At 36.5% G+C, this 17,319-nt stretch carries 17 protein-coding genes; 12 read left to right on the top strand and 5 right to left on the bottom strand.

All coding sequences use genetic code 11. The features are described from left to right. The first annotated feature begins 74 nt into the window (after positions 1-74). From cphA to NBC122_RS12155, 6 genes are all read left to right on the top strand, one after another. The gene (gene cphA, locus NBC122_RS12180) at positions 75-2,705 is read left to right on the top strand and encodes a cyanophycin synthetase (RefSeq protein ID WP_133440635.1); all 2,631 of its coding nucleotides are present in this window, start codon (positions 75-77) and stop codon (positions 2,703-2,705) included. A 162-nt stretch (positions 2,706-2,867) separates the two neighbouring features. After that, positions 2,868-3,953, top strand: a complete 1,086-nt coding sequence (gene dnaX / locus NBC122_RS12175) for a DNA polymerase III subunit gamma/tau (RefSeq protein WP_133440634.1) — start codon at positions 2,868-2,870, stop codon at positions 3,951-3,953. Positions 3,954-3,982: 29 nt separating this feature from the next. Then, positions 3,983-4,546, top strand: coding sequence for a hypothetical protein (locus NBC122_RS12170; protein ID WP_246012366.1), 564 nt, complete (start codon positions 3,983-3,985; stop codon positions 4,544-4,546). A gap of 23 nt (positions 4,547-4,569) precedes the next feature. Then, a complete protein-coding gene (locus NBC122_RS12165) occupies positions 4,570-5,637 on the top strand; it encodes a chorismate mutase (RefSeq protein ID WP_133440633.1) in 1,068 nt (355 codons plus the stop codon). A gap of 38 nt (positions 5,638-5,675) precedes the next feature. Then, positions 5,676-6,602, top strand: coding sequence for a ribosome small subunit-dependent GTPase A (rsgA, locus tag NBC122_RS12160; RefSeq protein WP_133440632.1), 927 nt, complete (start codon positions 5,676-5,678; stop codon positions 6,600-6,602). 176 nt (positions 6,603-6,778) lie between these two features. Next, positions 6,779-7,198, top strand: a complete 420-nt coding sequence (locus NBC122_RS12155; RefSeq protein WP_133440631.1) for a nucleoside-diphosphate kinase — start codon at positions 6,779-6,781, stop codon at positions 7,196-7,198. Between the two features lie 109 nt (positions 7,199-7,307). Here NBC122_RS12155 and rpe read toward each other — a convergent pair whose 3' ends face one another. Continuing rightward, positions 7,308-7,958 (bottom strand): ribulose-phosphate 3-epimerase, encoded by a 651-nt coding sequence (gene rpe / locus NBC122_RS12150; protein WP_133440630.1) that lies wholly within the window; start codon positions 7,956-7,958, stop codon positions 7,308-7,310. A 48-nt stretch (positions 7,959-8,006) separates the two neighbouring features. Continuing rightward, complete coding sequence (locus tag NBC122_RS12145; RefSeq protein WP_133440629.1) at positions 8,007-9,083, bottom strand: M42 family metallopeptidase; 1,077 nt, start codon at positions 9,081-9,083, stop codon at positions 8,007-8,009. A 55-nt stretch (positions 9,084-9,138) separates the two neighbouring features. On the opposite strand from NBC122_RS12145, the gene NBC122_RS12140 reads away from it, so the two are divergent. Both NBC122_RS12140 and NBC122_RS12135 read left to right on the top strand, forming a co-directional pair. Beyond that, on the top strand, positions 9,139-9,843 hold the full coding sequence (locus tag NBC122_RS12140; RefSeq protein ID WP_133440628.1) for a DUF4294 domain-containing protein: 705 nt from the start codon (positions 9,139-9,141) through the stop codon (positions 9,841-9,843). Between the two features lies 1 nt (position 9,844). Further along, positions 9,845-10,636: a S1/P1 nuclease gene (locus tag NBC122_RS12135; protein ID WP_133440627.1), complete on the top strand. Its 792-nt coding sequence runs from the start codon at positions 9,845-9,847 to the stop codon at positions 10,634-10,636. Here the strand turns inward: NBC122_RS12135 and NBC122_RS12130 are convergent. Then, positions 10,631-11,047, bottom strand: a complete 417-nt coding sequence (locus NBC122_RS12130) for an NUDIX domain-containing protein (protein ID WP_133440626.1) — start codon at positions 11,045-11,047, stop codon at positions 10,631-10,633. The genes NBC122_RS12135 and NBC122_RS12130 overlap by 6 nt on opposite strands. A gap of 56 nt (positions 11,048-11,103) precedes the next feature. Further along, on the bottom strand, positions 11,104-11,778 hold the full coding sequence (gene mnmD, locus NBC122_RS12125; RefSeq protein ID WP_133440625.1) for a tRNA (5-methylaminomethyl-2-thiouridine)(34)-methyltransferase MnmD: 675 nt from the start codon (positions 11,776-11,778) through the stop codon (positions 11,104-11,106). An 83-nt stretch (positions 11,779-11,861) separates the two neighbouring features. Between mnmD and NBC122_RS12120 the strand changes: the two genes are divergently transcribed. The 3 genes from NBC122_RS12120 (at position 11,862) to NBC122_RS12110 (ending at position 14,680) form a co-directional block, all read left to right on the top strand. Then, a complete protein-coding gene (locus NBC122_RS12120; RefSeq protein WP_133440624.1) occupies positions 11,862-12,923 on the top strand; it encodes a branched-chain amino acid aminotransferase in 1,062 nt (353 codons plus the stop codon). Between the two features lie 109 nt (positions 12,924-13,032). Then, on the top strand, positions 13,033-13,542 hold the full coding sequence (locus tag NBC122_RS12115; RefSeq protein ID WP_133440623.1) for an FKBP-type peptidyl-prolyl cis-trans isomerase: 510 nt from the start codon (positions 13,033-13,035) through the stop codon (positions 13,540-13,542). A gap of 85 nt (positions 13,543-13,627) precedes the next feature. Continuing rightward, a complete protein-coding gene (locus tag NBC122_RS12110; RefSeq protein ID WP_246012364.1) occupies positions 13,628-14,680 on the top strand; it encodes a peptidylprolyl isomerase in 1,053 nt (350 codons plus the stop codon). A 654-nt stretch (positions 14,681-15,334) separates the two neighbouring features. On the opposite strand, the gene NBC122_RS12105 is transcribed toward NBC122_RS12110, so the two are convergent. Next, a complete protein-coding gene (locus NBC122_RS12105) occupies positions 15,335-16,162 on the bottom strand; it encodes an ion transporter (RefSeq protein ID WP_165983219.1) in 828 nt (275 codons plus the stop codon). A gap of 57 nt (positions 16,163-16,219) precedes the next feature. Between NBC122_RS12105 and NBC122_RS12100 the strand changes: the two genes are divergently transcribed. Then, complete coding sequence (locus NBC122_RS12100; RefSeq protein ID WP_133440621.1) at positions 16,220-17,317, top strand: Nif3-like dinuclear metal center hexameric protein; 1,098 nt, start codon at positions 16,220-16,222, stop codon at positions 17,315-17,317. The last annotated feature ends 2 nt before the right edge of the window (positions 17,318-17,319 follow it).

Here is a 17,319-nt window from a genome sequence, read left to right as displayed (position 1 = left end):
GAATTATTAAGGTTTTCGATTATCTTTGAAATTCAAATAAAAATTCAAAGAATATAAAAAGAGACCAATCACCTATGAAAATTGATAGAATACAAGTTTTACGCGGACCCAATATTTGGAGTATCAGAAGAAAGAAACTCATTCAGATGCGTTTGGATCTCGAAGAAATGGAGCATTTGCCCACCAATAAAATTGATGGTTTCCGTGACAGATTACAGCTATTGATGCCCACACTTATTACCCACCGGTGTTCGGAAGGGACAGAAGGCGGTTTTTTCTTACGGGTTGAAATGGGAACCTGGATGGGCCACGTTATCGAACATATCGCTTTGGAGATTCAGACTTTAGCAGGAATGGATACAGGTTTCGGACGTACCAGAGAAACCAAAACTCCCGGCGTTTATAATGTTGTATTCAGTTATCTGGAAGAGAATTCCGGTATTTATGCGGCTGAACAGTCTGTTGAAATTGCAAGATGCTTAATTGAGGCCCGTGATTATAATCTAGAAGAATGCATTAGAAATTTAAAAGAAATCCGCGAGCGCGAAAGGTTAGGACCATCAACAGGAAGTATTGTAGAGGAAGCGGTTGCCAGAAATATTCCCTGGATAAGATTGGGCAGAAATTCTCTGGTCCAGTTGGGATATGGAGTTAATCAGACAAGATTTCAGGCGACCATTACAGGAAATACAAGTTCGATTGCGGTAGATATTGCCTGTAATAAAGAACTCACAAAAAAGATGCTCGATGAAGCGGCGATTCCCGTTCCGGTTGGTGACTTGGTGTCCGATGAAGAAGGATTAGAGAAAACGATTCAGAAAATTGGGTATCCGCTTGTAATAAAACCTTTAGACGGCAATCATGGTAAAGGTTCTTCCATCAATATTAATGATTTTGAAACTGCAAAAGTCGGCTTGGCTCATGCACAGAATTATTCCAAGAAAGTGATTGTAGAAAGATATATCACCGGATATGATTTCCGCATATTGGTTATAAATCATAAAATGATTGCAGCTGCCCGCCGGGTTCCTGCACATATCATCGGAGATGGCGCGCTGAATATTCAGCAACTCATTGATAAAGAAAATTTAGATCCGAGAAGAGGCTACGGACATGAAAATGTGTTAACAGAAATTCTCGTCGATAAAGATACCAATGAACTTTTAGAGAAATTAAATTTCACTCTGGAAAGCATTCCGAAAAACGGCGAAATCGTTTATCTGAAATCAACCGCAAATCTTTCTACCGGTGGCACCTCGATCGATGTCACTGATATGGTTCATCCCGAAAATATAGTCATGGCGGAAAGAGTTTCAAGAATTATCGGTCTGGATGTCGCCGGAATTGATATCATGGCAGAAAATCTCACCCAACCTTTAAGGGAAAGTGGAGGAGCTATTTTAGAAGTGAATGCGGCACCGGGATTTAGAATGCACCTTGCTCCAAGTGAAGGTTTGCCAAGAAACGTAGCGGCTCCAGTGGTCGATATGCTTTATCCTCACGGAAAACCGGCAAAAATTCCGATTATTGCGGTAACCGGAACTAACGGTAAAACAACCACCACAAGACTGATTTCCCACATCGTAAAAAATAACGGCTATAGAGTAGGATTTACCACTTCGGACGGAATTTATATTCAGAACACGATGCTCACCAAAGGAGATACTACGGGACCGGTTTCCGCGGAATTCATATTAAAGGATCCTACCGTAGAATTTGCCGTTTTAGAAACAGCGAGAGGCGGAATCCTTCGGTCTGGTTTAGGTTACAGTTCATGCGATATCGGGGTTTTAACCAATATCAAAGAAGACCATCTCGGAATGAACGATATTCACAATTTGAAGGATCTGACAAAAGTGAAACGGGTCGTACTGGATTCTGTGAAAAAAGATGGCTGGAGTGTTTTAAATGCCGACGACGAATATTCAATGAGATTGCTTCCTGACTTAGATTCTAAGGTAGCCATTTTCAGTCTGGATGAAAATAATCCCCACATTCTGAAATTCGCCAAAGAAGGAAAAGTAACCTGCGTATATGAAGAAGGTTTTGTTACCATTAAAAAAGGAGATTGGAAAATCCGTATTGCGAAGGCACACAGCATTCCAATTACCATGGAAGCCAAAGCCAAGTTTATGATTTCTAATGTTTTGGCAGCCAGTTTAGCGGCTTATCTGTATGGTTTTGAAATTGAAGATATTGCCAATTCTCTCCGTACTTTTATACCAAGTCCGGTCTTGATGCCTGGTCGGTTGAATATTTTTAAGTTTAAAAAATTCCAGGTATTAATAGACTTTGCACATAATCCTGCGGGATATGAAGCCATTGAGGATTATTTAAAAAACGTAGAAGCCACCAAAAAAATTGGAATTATTTCCGGAGTGGGAGACCGACGGGACAAAGACATTAAAGAATGTGGTAAAATTGCAGGACGGATGTTTGATTATATCATCATCAGAAACGAAAAACATCTGCGTGGAAGAACCGAAGAGGAAATCAACGAGCTGCTTATTTCCGGAATTCAGGAAGCGGGCAGAAATGTGACTTACGAAAGCATTCCCAAAGAGATTGAAGCCCTTAAACACGCAATGAGCATGGCAGAGGAAGGAACATTTATTACCGCTTTAAGCGATGTAGTAACGAATGCTATCGATCTTGTTCAGGAATACCAGAACCGTGAAATTCTCGAAAAAGGAAATGTAAATTAATTCTATACATCAATTTTAAAAACTCTTAAATATAAAAGTTTGAGAGTTTTTTGTTTTTAAAAAAGCCCGGTTCCAAAACCTGTTTAATTGAGATTACAATTTCTGCCTTATTAATTTTCGGCTTCTATTTCATTTTCTCATTTATTTGCTTATTTTTGGCCAATGGAAAATTTCGTGGTTTCTGCAAGAAAATACCGTCCGCAAGAGTTTGATACTGTTGTGGGGCAAGGTCATATTACAGAAACTCTAGAGCATGCCATCGGGGAAAATCAGTTGGCGCAAGCTTTACTTTTTTGTGGACCGAGAGGTGTTGGTAAAACAACCTGTGCAAGGATTCTTGCGCGGAAAATCAATGAGAGAGACGGTTCTACCTCAGAAGACGGTTTTGCCTATAATATTTTCGAACTCGATGCGGCTTCTAATAACTCTGTTAATGATATTCGCGAACTGACCGATCAGGTGCGGTTTGCACCACAAGTTGGAAAGTATAAAATTTATATTATTGATGAGGTTCACATGTTGTCTCAGGCGGCTTTTAATGCCTTTCTGAAAACGTTGGAAGAACCACCGGCGCACGCTATTTTTATTTTGGCGACGACCGAGAAACATAAGATCATACCTACCATTTTATCGCGTTGTCAGATTTATGATTTCAAGAGAATCACCATTGAAGATATTCAGCTTCATTTACAGAAAATCGCCGATAAGGAAGGTATTCAATATGAAGACGATGCACTTTATTTAATTGCTCAAAAAGCAGATGGAGCGCTTCGTGACGCACTTTCGATCTTCGACAGGCTTTCTACTTTTTCTCAGAAAAATATTACTTTGGCCAAAGCAGCCGAGGTTTTAAATGTTCTTGATTACGAACAATATCTTTCTATTGTTGATCTGGCGCATGAAAATAAAATCTCTGACACTTTATTTGCTTTAAATGAAATTATTAAAAAAGGATTTGATCCGCATATTTTTATTGCAGGTTTAGGCAGTCATTTCCGGGATTTAATGATGGCTCAGAATCCTCAGACCTTAAGTTTGATTGAGGTAGGAGAAAAAACAAAAATCAAGTTTTTAGAACAGAGTAAAAAATGGAACGCTCAACAATTGGTGGATGCGATTGAAATTTGTAATCATGCAGACATTAATTATAAAAATTCTAAAAATCCCCGGTTAACAGTCGAGATTGCGTTGATGCAACTTTCTTCCTTATCTGTAAACGCGGCAGACTCTAAAAAAAAAAATATCTGATTTTAGCACCGTTTCTTAGTTCTAAGGTATTGGTAAATCCTGCAGTTACTAAAGAAACACCAAAAGAAGTCGCTAAAGAAATCCCCGAGGAAATCAAAAAAGTGGTTTTGAAAACAACAGAACCCATTGGTTTACCCAAAAGACCGTCTGCATTCAGCATCAGTGCGGCTTTAGAAAAATCAGAGGAAGAACCGGAAAAAATAACCGACTCGAAAAAAGAAAATTTGCCCAGTCAACACTTTAGTGAAACTGATTTAAAAGGCGAATGGCAAAAATTCTTACAGGAACTTCAGCAAAAAGATATTATTATTTTTAATGCAATCGGTTCTTTTAAACTTCAGAAAAAAAACGAAAATATTGTAGAAGTTACGTATCCTTCAGAATCAGCGAGGGCAGAATTTGAGAAAGTACGTGCAGATTTCTTCAATCATTTTATGCATAAAGTAAATAATCACAATATCTCGATCGAATATCGCGCTGATTTATCAATGAAAAAAGAAATTATTACTAAACGAAAGATTTTTGATAAATTTGCCGAGATAAACCCAGTCTTAAAAGAATTAGATGATTTTTTTAAATTGGATTTTAATTAATAGTATACTCTTCAATCTTTAATATGAATTTACAGACCTTAGAAAATAATTGGATCAAAGAATTTTCCAAACCATTGATTATTGCCGGACCTTGCAGTGCAGAAAGTGAAGCACAAATGCTGGAAACCGCTAAAAGAATCAAAGAATCAAATGCTGATGTGCCAATTTTCCGTGCCGGAATTTGGAAGCCAAGAACAAAACCTAACGGTTTTGAAGGAGTAGGAGTAATCGGTCTGAACTGGTTGAAAAAAGTTAAAGAAGAATACGGATTTCAAACGGCGACAGAAGTAGCAAATGCACATCACGTCGCTGCCGCTTTAGAAGCAGATGTCGATATTTTATGGATTGGCGCCCGCTCAACTGTGAATCCATTTACCGTGCAGGAAATTGCTGAGGCTTTAAAAGGAACGGATAAAACGATCCTGGTGAAAAATCCCGTGAATCCGGATTTGGCTTTGTGGATCGGAGCTTTAGAAAGACTTTTAGGTCAGGATGTTAAAAACCTGGGTGTTCTTCACCGCGGTTTTTCCACTTACCAAAAAACAAAATATAGAAATATTCCCAATTGGCAGATTGCTCTGGATTTTAAAAATCAGTTTCCTAATATTCCCATGTTGGTAGATCCGTCGCATATTTGCGGTAACAGAACCGGATTGGCAGGCATCGCCCAGGAAGCATTGAATGTCGGCTATGAAGGTATAATGATAGAAACTCACTGCAATCCCGATGAAGCCTGGAGTGATGCTGCACAGCAAATCACACCGGAAACTCTGTCAGAATTACTGCAAAATTTAAAAGTCAGAAATTCTGATATTTCGGCTTTTGATGGAGAAATGGGACGTCACAGAACTTTAATTTCTGATTTAGATTTTCAGTTGATCGAATTATTATCTCAAAGGATGAAAATTTCTGAGAAAATCGGAAATTTGAAAAAAGATAATAACATCGCCATTTTCCAACCGGAAAGATGGAAGGTGATTACGGAATATGCCATTCAGAAAGCTGATGAATCCGGCATGTCGGCAGAATTTATTGAAAAAGTTTTCAAAGCCATTCACGAAGAATCGATTGAAGTGCAAAACAATATTTAATTCTTATTTTTAAAATTAATTTTCCTCAATAATCATTCGTGAAAGGACTCATTACAAAATCCACCGGAAGTTGGTATCAGGTTTTAGAATATGAAACCGGAAAATTTTTCGAGGCGAGAATTCGGGGAAAATTTAAACTGATAAAAACCCGGTTGACCAATCCGCTTGCGGTAGGAGATTTGGTGGAGTTTTCCTTGGAACAGGACGATGTCGCGTGGATTACTAAGATTGAACCAAGGAAAAATTATCTGATCAGAAAAGCGGTAAATCTTTCAAAAGAAGCTCATATCATCGCCTCGAATATTGATATCGCCTGCTTTATTTTCACCCTTAAACATCCGGAAACTTCTTATGGTTTTCTCGATCGCTTTTTGTCGTGTTGTGAAGCATACAACATCAAGCCGTTGATTTTATTTAATAAAATGGATGTGCTTTCAGAAGAAGAAAAGGAATTGACGAAAGAAATAGAAGGCCTTTATCAAAATATCGGTTATGAAACTTTAGAAATTTCTTCTTATTCAAATTTGAATTTAGAGGTTTTGAAAAGTATTATTAAGGACAAGGTTTCTGTATTTTTTGGCCATTCAGGAAGCGGGAAATCTACTTTGGTGAATGCGATGCAGCCTGGAGTCAATATTAAAACCTCGGCCATTTCCGAAACTCATTTGAAAGGAAAACATACGACTACTTTTGCACAAATGCATTTTTGGAAATTTGGTGGAAGCGTGATCGATACACCGGGAGTTCGCGAATTCGCAATGATCGATGTGGAAAAAGAAGAAATTCAACACTACTTTCCCGAGATTTTCAAAACAGGCAGGAAATGTAAATTTCATAACTGTATGCATATCAATGAGCCAAAATGCGCTGTTCTGGAAGCTGTAGAATCGGGCGAAATAGAGGAAACGCGGTACATCACTTATTTGAAAATAATGGAAGAGGCCGAAGAGAATTCTGCCCAATAAAAAACCCAGCCGAAGCTGGGTAAAAACTAATAACCATGAAAACTCAAATTAAACATGAGAATCGAAAATAAATTTACAATTTCCGTGCCAAATAAATTCAGCAATTCTCTGTAAGAATTTTCATTACAAATATATAAAAGTTTTTTGTATTTTCGCACCACAATAAAACAAGATTTATGTCAGGTAAAATTACATTCACCATGATCAAACCGGATGCTGTTGCAGACGGACATATCGGTGCTATTTTAGGAAAAATTTCTGAAGCTGGTTACAAAGTGAAAGCTTTAAAATTGACTCAACTTACCGTTGCTGATGCCAAAAAATTCTATGAAGTTCACGCAGAAAGACCTTTTTACGGAGAATTGGTTGACTTTATGAGTTCAGGACCTATCGTTGCAGCAGTTTTGGAAAAAGACAATGCTGTTGAAGATTTCAGAACTTTAATCGGTGCGACAAATCCTGCAGATGCTGCAGAAGGAACCATCAGAAAAATGTTTGCAAGAAGCGTAGGAGAGAATGCGGTACATGGTTCAGATTCAGATGAAAATGCTTTAATTGAAGCAGCTTTCCACTTCTCAGGAAGAGAAATTTTCTAAAAAAACCATAAATATCTGAATCAATTTTTTGATGAAAGATTTTAAAAGTAAATCCCATTTAGTTTTTTAGCTAAATGGGATTTTTATTGATGAGAATATTTTAAAAGTTTTACAACTTCAAAAGTTCAATCGTTGCCGAAGGATTGTCTGATGAGAATACGGCATTCCCGGCGACCAGTACATCTGCGCCAGCTTCAAATAGTTTAGCAGCATTGTCTAAATTGACGCCGCCATCAATTTGAATTAATGCCGTAGAATTGTTTGATAAAATTAAATCTTTGGTTTCTGCAATTTTTTTATACGTATTTTCAATGAACTTTTGTCCGCCAAATCCCGGATTTACACTCATTAATAATACCAAATCTACGTCGGCAATTATGTCTTCCAGCATTAAAACCGGTGTCGCCGGATTTAAAACCACTCCGGCTTTTGCTCCTTTTTCCTGAATGAGATTAACCGTTCTGTTCAGATGCACACAGGCTTCGTAATGCACAGATATCAAATCTGCACCGTATTTAATAAATTCTTCAACATATTTTTCCGGTTCTACAATCATCAAATGCACATCAACAAATTTCTCTGCATATTGCTGTACCGTTTTCATGATCGGGAAGCCAAACGAAATATTGGGAACGAATCTTCCGTCCATTACATCTACGTGAAACCAATCTGCTTGCGACTGATTTAGCATTTCAATGTCCCGCTGCAAATTTCCGAAATCCGCAGAAAGGAGTGATGGTGAGATTAATTTTGTTTTCATTTTTACTTTTTTACAATTTATTTTTACTTTTTCTTTTGACCTTTGAAATTAATGATATTTTAAATTCATTGTTGGCTCAATCTTTAATAAGGTTTCATAGATTAACTGAATCACACTGGCCACGTCTTTCTGTGAAACCATTTCAACTGTGGTATGCATATAACGCAGTGGAAGTGAAATTAATGCAGATGGAACTCCGCCGTTGGAATGGGCAAATGCATCGGTATCAGTTCCGGTTGCTCGGCTTGCCGCCGCTCTTTGAAAAGGAATTTTATTTGTTTTCGCCGTTTCTACAATGAGCTGTCGGATATTGTGATGAACGCTCGGTGCAAAGTAAATGACAGGACCGTCTCCGCATTTCAAATCTCCTTCTTTTTTCTTTTCAATCATCGGCGTAGAAGTATCGTGTGTGACGTCTGTTACGATTGCGATGTTTGGTTTAATGGTATCTGCAATCATATTCGCACCATATAAACCGACTTCTTCCTGAACAGAATTGGTAATGTATAATCCGAAGGGAAGTTGCTTTTTGTTCTTTTTTAATAATCTTGCGACTTCAGCAATCATAAATCCTCCAACACGGTTATCCAGAGCGCGTGAAACGAAATATTTATTATTTAGTTCAAAAAATTCATCAGGATAAGTAATCATGGTTCCTACAAAAATCCCCAGTTCCTCTATTTCTTTTTTGGTAGAAGCGCCGCAGTCGATGAAAATATTATCCAGCTTAGGAACCGGTTCATCCGAATTAATGCCTCTTGTATGAATGGCCGGCCAACCGAAAACTCCTTTAACCACGCCTTTTTCGCCATGAAGATGAACGACTTTTGAAGGAGCGATCATTTGGTCAGAACCACCGTTTCTAATCACATAAATCAGACCGTCATCGGTAATATAATTCACATACCACGAAATTTCGTCGGCGTGCGCTTCGATAACTACTTTGAATTCTGCTTCAGGATTGATAATTCCGTAGCATGTGCCATAATGATCGACTTCTATTTTGTCCACATATGGTTTTAAATAGTCCATCCAAATTTTCTGCCCGTTATGTTCATAACCAGTTGGAGATGCGGTATTTAGATATTTTTTTAAAAATTCTAATGATTTATTTTCAAATTTCATGAGAAAGGAATGAATTTTGTTAAGTTAAATTTTGATTTTATAGAAGGTAAAAATAATGAATTTTAATAAATTGATCTTATTATTTCTTCTGTTTTTCGGACTTCATGCAAATGCACAACAGGAATTAACAACGCTAAAACCGATAAGTCAATACCCGCCTGAACTTCTTAAAACAGATGAATTTGGAATTAAATACTACTACGACGCAAAGCAGAAGGCGAGAATTTACGAAATAAACGGGGAAAACGTCGTTGTTATGGATGAACTTATCTTAACAGGTAAGCCCCGGTTTAACAATCAACTTGACCAAAATTATTACTATTTTCTTAATAAAAAACTGAGCCGGGTTTATCCCCTTTTTTTAACTGCCTTAGAACAGTATGAAGATATTCAGGCGGAAATGCAGGGTCTTGACAAAAATTCCCAACGAAAATATGTGAATGACAGACAAAGAAAATTGGCTGATCAATATGAACTGCAACTGCGGGATTTAACAACGACTGAAGGACGCATATTTGCCAAGTTGATGAATCGCGCCACAGGCAAGACCGTTTTTGAAATAGTGAAAGAACTTCGCGGCGGTTGGAGCGCCTTTTGGTGGAACGTAAAAGGGAATATCGCTGATGTCAGTTTGAAAGATCCTTACGACCCACATGCAGATAGAACTGATGAATTTTTAGAATCATTGCTGCAAAGTAATTGGAATAGCGGATATTTGCAACCTTATCCTGGGTATCTTACCTTTAAAATTAAAAAATAATATGAACAGAATTTTACAAAACTCAGTATTACTACTGGCTTTATTGAGTTTTAATTTCGGTTATTCATGGGGAACAACCGGTCACAGAGTAATTGCAGAAATCGCAGAAAATCATCTTTCGGGGAAAGCAAAAAGAAGTTTAAAGAAAATCATCGGTACAGAAAAATTAGCCTATTGGGCAAATTGGCCAGACGATATTAAATCTGACACTACCGGAGTTTGGAAGCCTGCAGAGCAATGGCATTATGTAAATGTCGCACCTCAATCGAACATACAACAATTTACAGAAGCTTTAAAAGAACAGAAAGGACCGAATATTTATACGCAAATCAAAATTCTTTCGGAGCAGATCAAAGACAGAAAAACATCCGCTAAAGACCGGGAAATTGCATTAAGGTTTCTTGTTCATTTAGTTGGTGATGCTGCTCAGCCACTTCATGTTGGCCGCTTAGAAGATTTGGGAGGAAATAAAATCAAAGTCAATTACTTTGGAGCTCCAACAAATTTACATTCTCTGTGGGATTCTAAAATGGTTGATTTTCAAAAATACAGTTATACAGAATTTGCAAGAGTATTGGATGTCAAAACCAAAGAAGAAGTCAAGTCTATTCAATTGGGAACTTTAGAAGATTGGTTCTTTGACAGTCATCGGGAAGCAAACAGGATTTACGCCAATTCCAAACCGGATGCTAATTATGCCTACGATTATAATTATAAATTTGAACCTCTGGTGGAGCGTCAATTATTATATGGTGGTTTGCGCTTAGCGAAAATTTTGAACGAAATTTTATAGAAGTTTCTTCTTCAAAACATCAAAAACAATTTTATCTATTGGTAAAAGAAATGGGTTTTCTTCAGCATTGAGGGAAACCCATTCTGTTTTTTCGATACACGGATCCATAATAAGCAATTCATTTTCATCAACCATTTCTGCAAGATAATAAATGCTCAGCAGCTGTTCATTGCTTCGGAATTTAGACACCAGAAAATCTTCCTGGGTATATAAATGTTCGATATTTTTTACTGTGATATTCAGTTCCTCTTCGAGTTCTCTTTCCAGACATTCCAAAACACTTTCGCCAAATTCCAGTCCGCCGCCGGGGAATTTCATCAGTTGCTCGCCAACGTATTCTTCGTGCAGCGCAAGGACTTTTCCATCCTTCACAATAGTTGCGTACACTCGCACATTTACTTTATCAATCATATTGGTATTTTAGTTTTTTTGGATCAATCACAAAGTTAGCAATTTTTCATTCATCCTTAATTCTTAACAGCGTTGATCATTTCCCGTTTTCCGGGAGGTCCGGCTTTTTTTTCTACATTAAAACCGAGTTCCTCCAAAATACGACGGACACTGCCTTTAGAAGAATAGGTGGTAAGTAATCCGCCCGGTTTCATCGTATTTGCAACCATTTCAAAAAGCGGTTTTTCCCATAAATCGGGTTGAACTCTTGCTCCAAAGCAATCAAAATAAACAAGATCAATTTCAGGAAAATCCAGATTTTTAATTTCAAAAAAATCACAATGATATTTGGTTAAGAAAAATTGAGGAAGGATTTCAACGGTTTCGTTCCAATTACTGGCGTGTATCCTTTGGTAAATTTCCTGCATTTCTGTTTTATGAAAAATAGATCCATAATCCAATTCGTTAACTTCCCGTTCATTTATGGGATATTTTTCAAGGGTAAAATAATGAATAACATGACTTTTGTCAGTTTTCAAAAACTCATCAATTGTAACTAAAACATTAAGACCTGTACCAAAACCGAGTTCTAAAATATTAATATTACAATTTTTAATTAAATTTAATCCATTATCGATAAACACATGTTGGGCTTCCTGCAGCGCACCATGGTGTGAATGGTAATTTTCGTTTAAGTCGTTGATATATAATGTTTTGCTTCCATCTGAAGTCGTTTTTATTTCTCGTTCCATGAATTTTTTTTCAAAATTAATTTAAAATTTTGATATTTAAAAAATTATATTAAATTTGTAGAACATCAACAAAAAATTAAAATATGATAATTCAAAAATCTACTGCTCCGAGAATATCCGAATTTGATCCAGAGAATTTTTCTTTTGGAAACATGTTTACCGATCACATGGTTATCTGTGAATATGAAGACGGAAAATGGGGAGAAGTGAAATTGATGCCTTACGGACCGCTTCCTTTTACTCCTGCAATGATGGGGGTTAATTATGGGCAGGCATGTTTTGAAGGAATGAAAGCTTATAAGGATAAAGACAGCCAGGTTTTTATTTTCAGACCGGAAAAGAATTTTTCCAGAATCAATAAATCTGCAAGTCGTCTTGCGATGCCGGAAATCCCGGCAGAGGTTTTTTTAGAAGGATTAAAAGCACTGGTTGATTTAGATCGGGACTGGATTCCTTATGGTGAAGGAAATTCTCTGTATATCCGTCCCCTTATTTTCGCTACAGAGGAAGCTTTAAAAGCCAGAATATCTAATAAATATATGTTTGCAATTGTAGCTACTCCTGCAAAAAGTTATTATTCAGCACCTGTTTCAGTGAAAATTTCCGATTATTATTCAAGAGCTGCAAACGGTGGAGTAGGCTTTGCCAAAGCTGCCGGTAATTACGCCGCATCTTTTTACCCAACGCAGTTAGCCAATGAAGAAGGATATGAGCAAATCATTTGGACGGATGATTCTACCCACGAATACTTTGAGGAAAGTGGAACGATGAACGTTTTCGTTAGAATTAATGACACGATTTATACGCCACCAACTTCCGAGAAAATCTTGGATGGCGTTACCAGAGACAGTTTTATTCAATTGGCAAATAAAAGAGGTATTGAATTAAAAGTAGAACCTATTTCTGTAAAATCTGTAATAGAAGCGCACAAAAATGGCACTTTAAAAGAAATTTGGGGAGTCGGTACCGCTGTTGTAACCACTGTTTTCAAAGCGATTGGATACCAGGGTGAAAAATTAGAACTGCCACAATTACCTTTAGAAGAAAGTTTTGCCTTAACGCTGCAAAAAGATTTAGTTGATCTTCAAACAAATGTTGCCGAAGATCCTTTTGGATGGAGAGTTTTAGTCGAAAAAAGCATCTAAAAATTTTTAGTGTTTTATTAAAAACGGCAATTAAAGACCGGGAATATTTTTTTTCCGGTTTTTTCATTTTTTAGTCTAATTCGAAATGCTTATTTTCGCAAAAGTTTTTATGAAAAAAATAATCGTACTTTGTTCTTTGATCTTAATCGGTTGTGTAAAGCATGCACCTGCATATCCTCCTGTTGGTGGAATTTTAAGTCAGAAAGATTTAGATATTTCTAAAAACAGGACCAAAAATCTGAATCTGATAGAAAGAACTCAAATTGAGGATTGGATTAAAAATCAAGATGAAGTGTTTTATCCGATGACCATGAACTATTGGGTGAATGATAAAAATCTCGCGCATCAGAAGCGAAAAGAGAATGGCGAAATGATTTCTTATCAATATGATATTTACGATTTCGATTTGGTGAAATTATATGAAACTCCTGTTCAAAATAAAAATAAAATTTTTGGTCATTTTGAAGAATTAAAACCAGTGGAAGATGCATTGAGATACATGCAAAAAAATCAGGAAGTTACCCTTTTGATCCCTTCGGCACTAGGTTTTGGGACCTATGGCGATAATGACCAGATTTCAAATGATATGCCTTTAATCATTAAATTAAAAGTACTCTAACATATTGCTATTTATGATAAAAAAGAATTTATTAATCGCGATAGCAGCGATTTCGTTAACAAGTTGCACCCCAATTTATAAAAAAATGAACGTAGACAAAGAAACTTACGCAGGTCTGAAAGAAGGACTTTATGCCAATTTCCAAACTTCAAAAGGAAATATGATCGTGAAACTGGAAGATAAAAAAGCACCGGTTACCGTTGCGAATTTTGTTGGATTAGCTGAAGGAAAAATCGATAATACTGCAAAAGCGAAAGGAGTTCCTTTCTATGACGGAACTATTTTCCACAGAGTAATCAAAGATTTTATGATTCAGGGAGGTGATCCGAAAGGAACAGGAATGGGCGATCCGGGTTATAAATTCGATGACGAAAAAAATGACCTTCAGCACACCGGAAAAGGAATTCTTTCCATGGCCAATTCAGGACCAAATACCAATGGTTCCCAGTTTTTCATCACAGAAATTGCTACCCCTTGGTTAGACGGAAAGCATACGGTTTTTGGTGAAGTTGTGAATGGTATTGAAGTTATTGACACGATTGCCAATGTGGAAAAAGGCCCGCAGGATAAACCTAAAACTGATGTGGTTTTAGAAAAAGTTGCGATTTTCTCTAAAGGGGATGAGTACAAAAATTATGATGCTGCCAAAATATTTTCTGAAGGAAAAGCAAAAATCAAAGAGAATAATAAAGCCATCCTTGAAAAAATAGAAGCTGACAAAAAAAAGAAAGCCGAAGAGTTTGCAGCCAATCAGCAAAAATTAGTTGATGATTTAAAAGCAACGATGCAGGCAACTCCTTCCGGATTGTACTATAAAATAACCCAAACAACTGAAGGCAAAAAAGCTAATGTTGGTGATGTTGTTTCTGTGCATTATGCCGGTAAATTAGTTGATGGAAAAGAATTCGACTCTTCATTTAAAAGAAATGAGCCGATTGAAATTACTATTGGTATCGGTCAGGTAATCAAAGGTTGGGACGAAGGAATTCTTTTATTGAAAGAAGGAGAATCTGCAACCCTGCTTATTCCATCAGAACTTGGGTATGGAGCCAATGGCGCGGGAGGTGTTATCCCACCAAATGCCTGGTTAATCTTTGATGTACAGTTGGTAAAAGTGAACACCACTTTAACAAAATAAACTGAAACAAACAGGTTGAATTTTATTTCAATGGATTTTAATCCAACAAAGCACTTCAAGAAATTGAGGTGCTTTTTTTATACCGCAGTTGTGAGAGGCCAGATAAAATTAAACAACAATAAGATGATTATTACGGTATATCAATGAGGAGTAATCACCAATGAACTTTGTGAAATTTCTAAGTGAAATATCTTTAACAAATTAAAAAAGAATGAAAAATAGGGCGTTTGTAAACGGAATCTTTACGAACCTTAGATTGAATATTTGCATGATGATTATAAAAGGATGTTTAAATAATCATTAGAGTTTAACTAGATTGTATTATAAAAAAAGGGTGTTTTAACTTAGTAAATGGGAAATACATTGCCTTATATTTGTACAAGAAAAATAAGAAACATTAGACAAAAATTTATTATCTCATTATTTTAACGCACCGTAAATAGCGGAAAAGTAGTCAACAATAAATTTACTTTAATGTGAAGATTTTTTTAAAGGTTTAATAATACTTAGTCTTTAAAAATAGGGTAAAAACTACTAACTATCCGCAAACACAAATGATGATTTTTGTTTTCCTCCCGAAAATAAAAAGATGAGTTAAAAAAAACCAAATGAATGAAAAAAAGAGAAGGTGCATTGTTACAATGCACCTTTTTGTTATACGACTTTCTCGCCGCAAATTTTACAAAATCTTGCATCATCATCGATGTCATTATTTCCGCAACGGCTACAGGTTCTGCCAAGTTCCTGACGCTTATTCCGCATTTCTGCAGTAACAATTCCGGTGGGAACAGCAATAATGGAATAACCGGCTAGCATCAATAATACCGACAGAAATTTTCCCAGTGGAGTGCCTGGCGAGACATCTCCATAGCCCACCGTAGTCACCGTTACAACCGCCCAGTAAACGCTTTGCGGGATACTTTCAAAACCTTCTCTGTGGCCTTCAACCATGAACATCATAGAACCTACGATTACAGAAAAGATCATCAGGAATAAAAGGAATATGTAGATCTTTCTGGAACTGTTTTTTAACGCGGTAATGATGAAGTAACCGTCATTCATAAAATCCATTAAATTCAATATTCTAAAAATCCTAAGCATTCTCAGCATTCTAATAATCAGAAAATATTTGGTAATCGGAATAAATAAACTAAGATAAAAAGGTAAAATCGCCAGAAAATCAATAATCCCAAAAAAACTGAAAATGTAATCTTTCTTGTTTTTAATGGTAATTATTCTCAATGCATATTCCACAGTGAAAAAAATGGTAATAATAACTTCTACGATTACAAATACCTTGTGGAGTTTTGCATCGAAAATCCGGACGCTTTCCATCATAACAATGAAAGTGCTGAGAAGGATTAAGACCAATAAAAAAATATCAAAAAGTTTACCCAGCTTAGTGTCAGCTTTGAAAATAATCCGGAACAGTTTACGTTTCCAGCGGATTCGCTCGGGCATATAATTATGTTCTCTTTCCATTGCTATTGGCGGTATTATTACAGATTTAATTCTTAAATTCGTTGCAAACATAAGAAAATGACAGTAAATGAATTGGTTTGCGACCTAAAAAAAATAATTCCCTTATCCCAGGCGGAAGATTATGACAATGTGGGCTTGCTTTGTGGAAATCCTGACAGAGAGGTTTCAGGAATTTTAGTGTGTCATGATGCGCTGGAAATTGTCGTCGATGAAGCCATTGCTAAGAATATCAACTTCATCGTTGCCTTTCATCCGATTATTTTTTCAGGTTTAAAATCAGTCACCGGCAAAAATTATGTTGAAAAAGCAGTGCTGAAAGCTCTCGAAAATAAAATCGCCATTTATGCAATTCATACCGCCTTTGATAATGATTACTTTGGCGTGAATTACAGAATTTGTGAAGAACTAGGTCTTAAAAATCAAAAAGTATTAATGCCGAAAAAGCAAGGTCTTCATCAGCTGAATGTTTTTGTACCTCAAGATTTTTCAGAAAAAATTAAAAATGCCTTATTTGGCGCAGGTGCTGGAAATATCGGCTTTTACGATGAATGCAGTTTTGCAGTTTCTGGCAGCGGAACTTTCAGGCCAATAGAAGGGGCAGACCCATTCTCCGGAAAAATTGGGATTCGCGAAAATGCGGATGAAGTGATGATTTCGGTAATTTATGAAAGTTATAAAAAAAATCAAATTATTAATGCGATGAAATCTGCGCATCCTTATGAAGAGGTGGCTTATCAAATTATTCAGTTAGAAAATGAAAACCATTTTTTGGGTTTAGGGAGATTTGGTGAGTTTGAAGAAGCGATGGACGAAGAACAATTCCTGACTTTTGTTAAAGATAAATTTAATTTAAAAGCAATTCGCCATTCTGATTTCATCAACAAAAAAATCAAGAGAGTCGGCGTTTTAGGCGGTAGCGGCGCGAGCGGAATCGGTGCGGCAATTTCCCAAAAATGTGACGCCTATTTAACGGGCGACCTAAAATATCATGATTATTTCCAGGGAGACGGGAAAATGTTGACTTGCGACATCGGTCATTTTGAATCCGAACAATTTGTTACTGAGCATTTGGTTGATATATTATCACAAAAATTCACTATCTTTGCAGTCTCAAAATCTACCGAGAAAACCAACCCTGTAAACTATTTTTTATAAAA

Origin of the sequence: Chryseobacterium salivictor (assembly GCF_004359195.1) — a bacterium.
Taxonomy (GTDB): Bacteria; Bacteroidota; Bacteroidia; order Flavobacteriales; family Weeksellaceae; genus Kaistella; species Kaistella salivictor.
The sequence above is the reverse complement of the archived record's forward strand: the minus strand, read 5'-3'. Positions and strand labels throughout refer to the sequence as shown.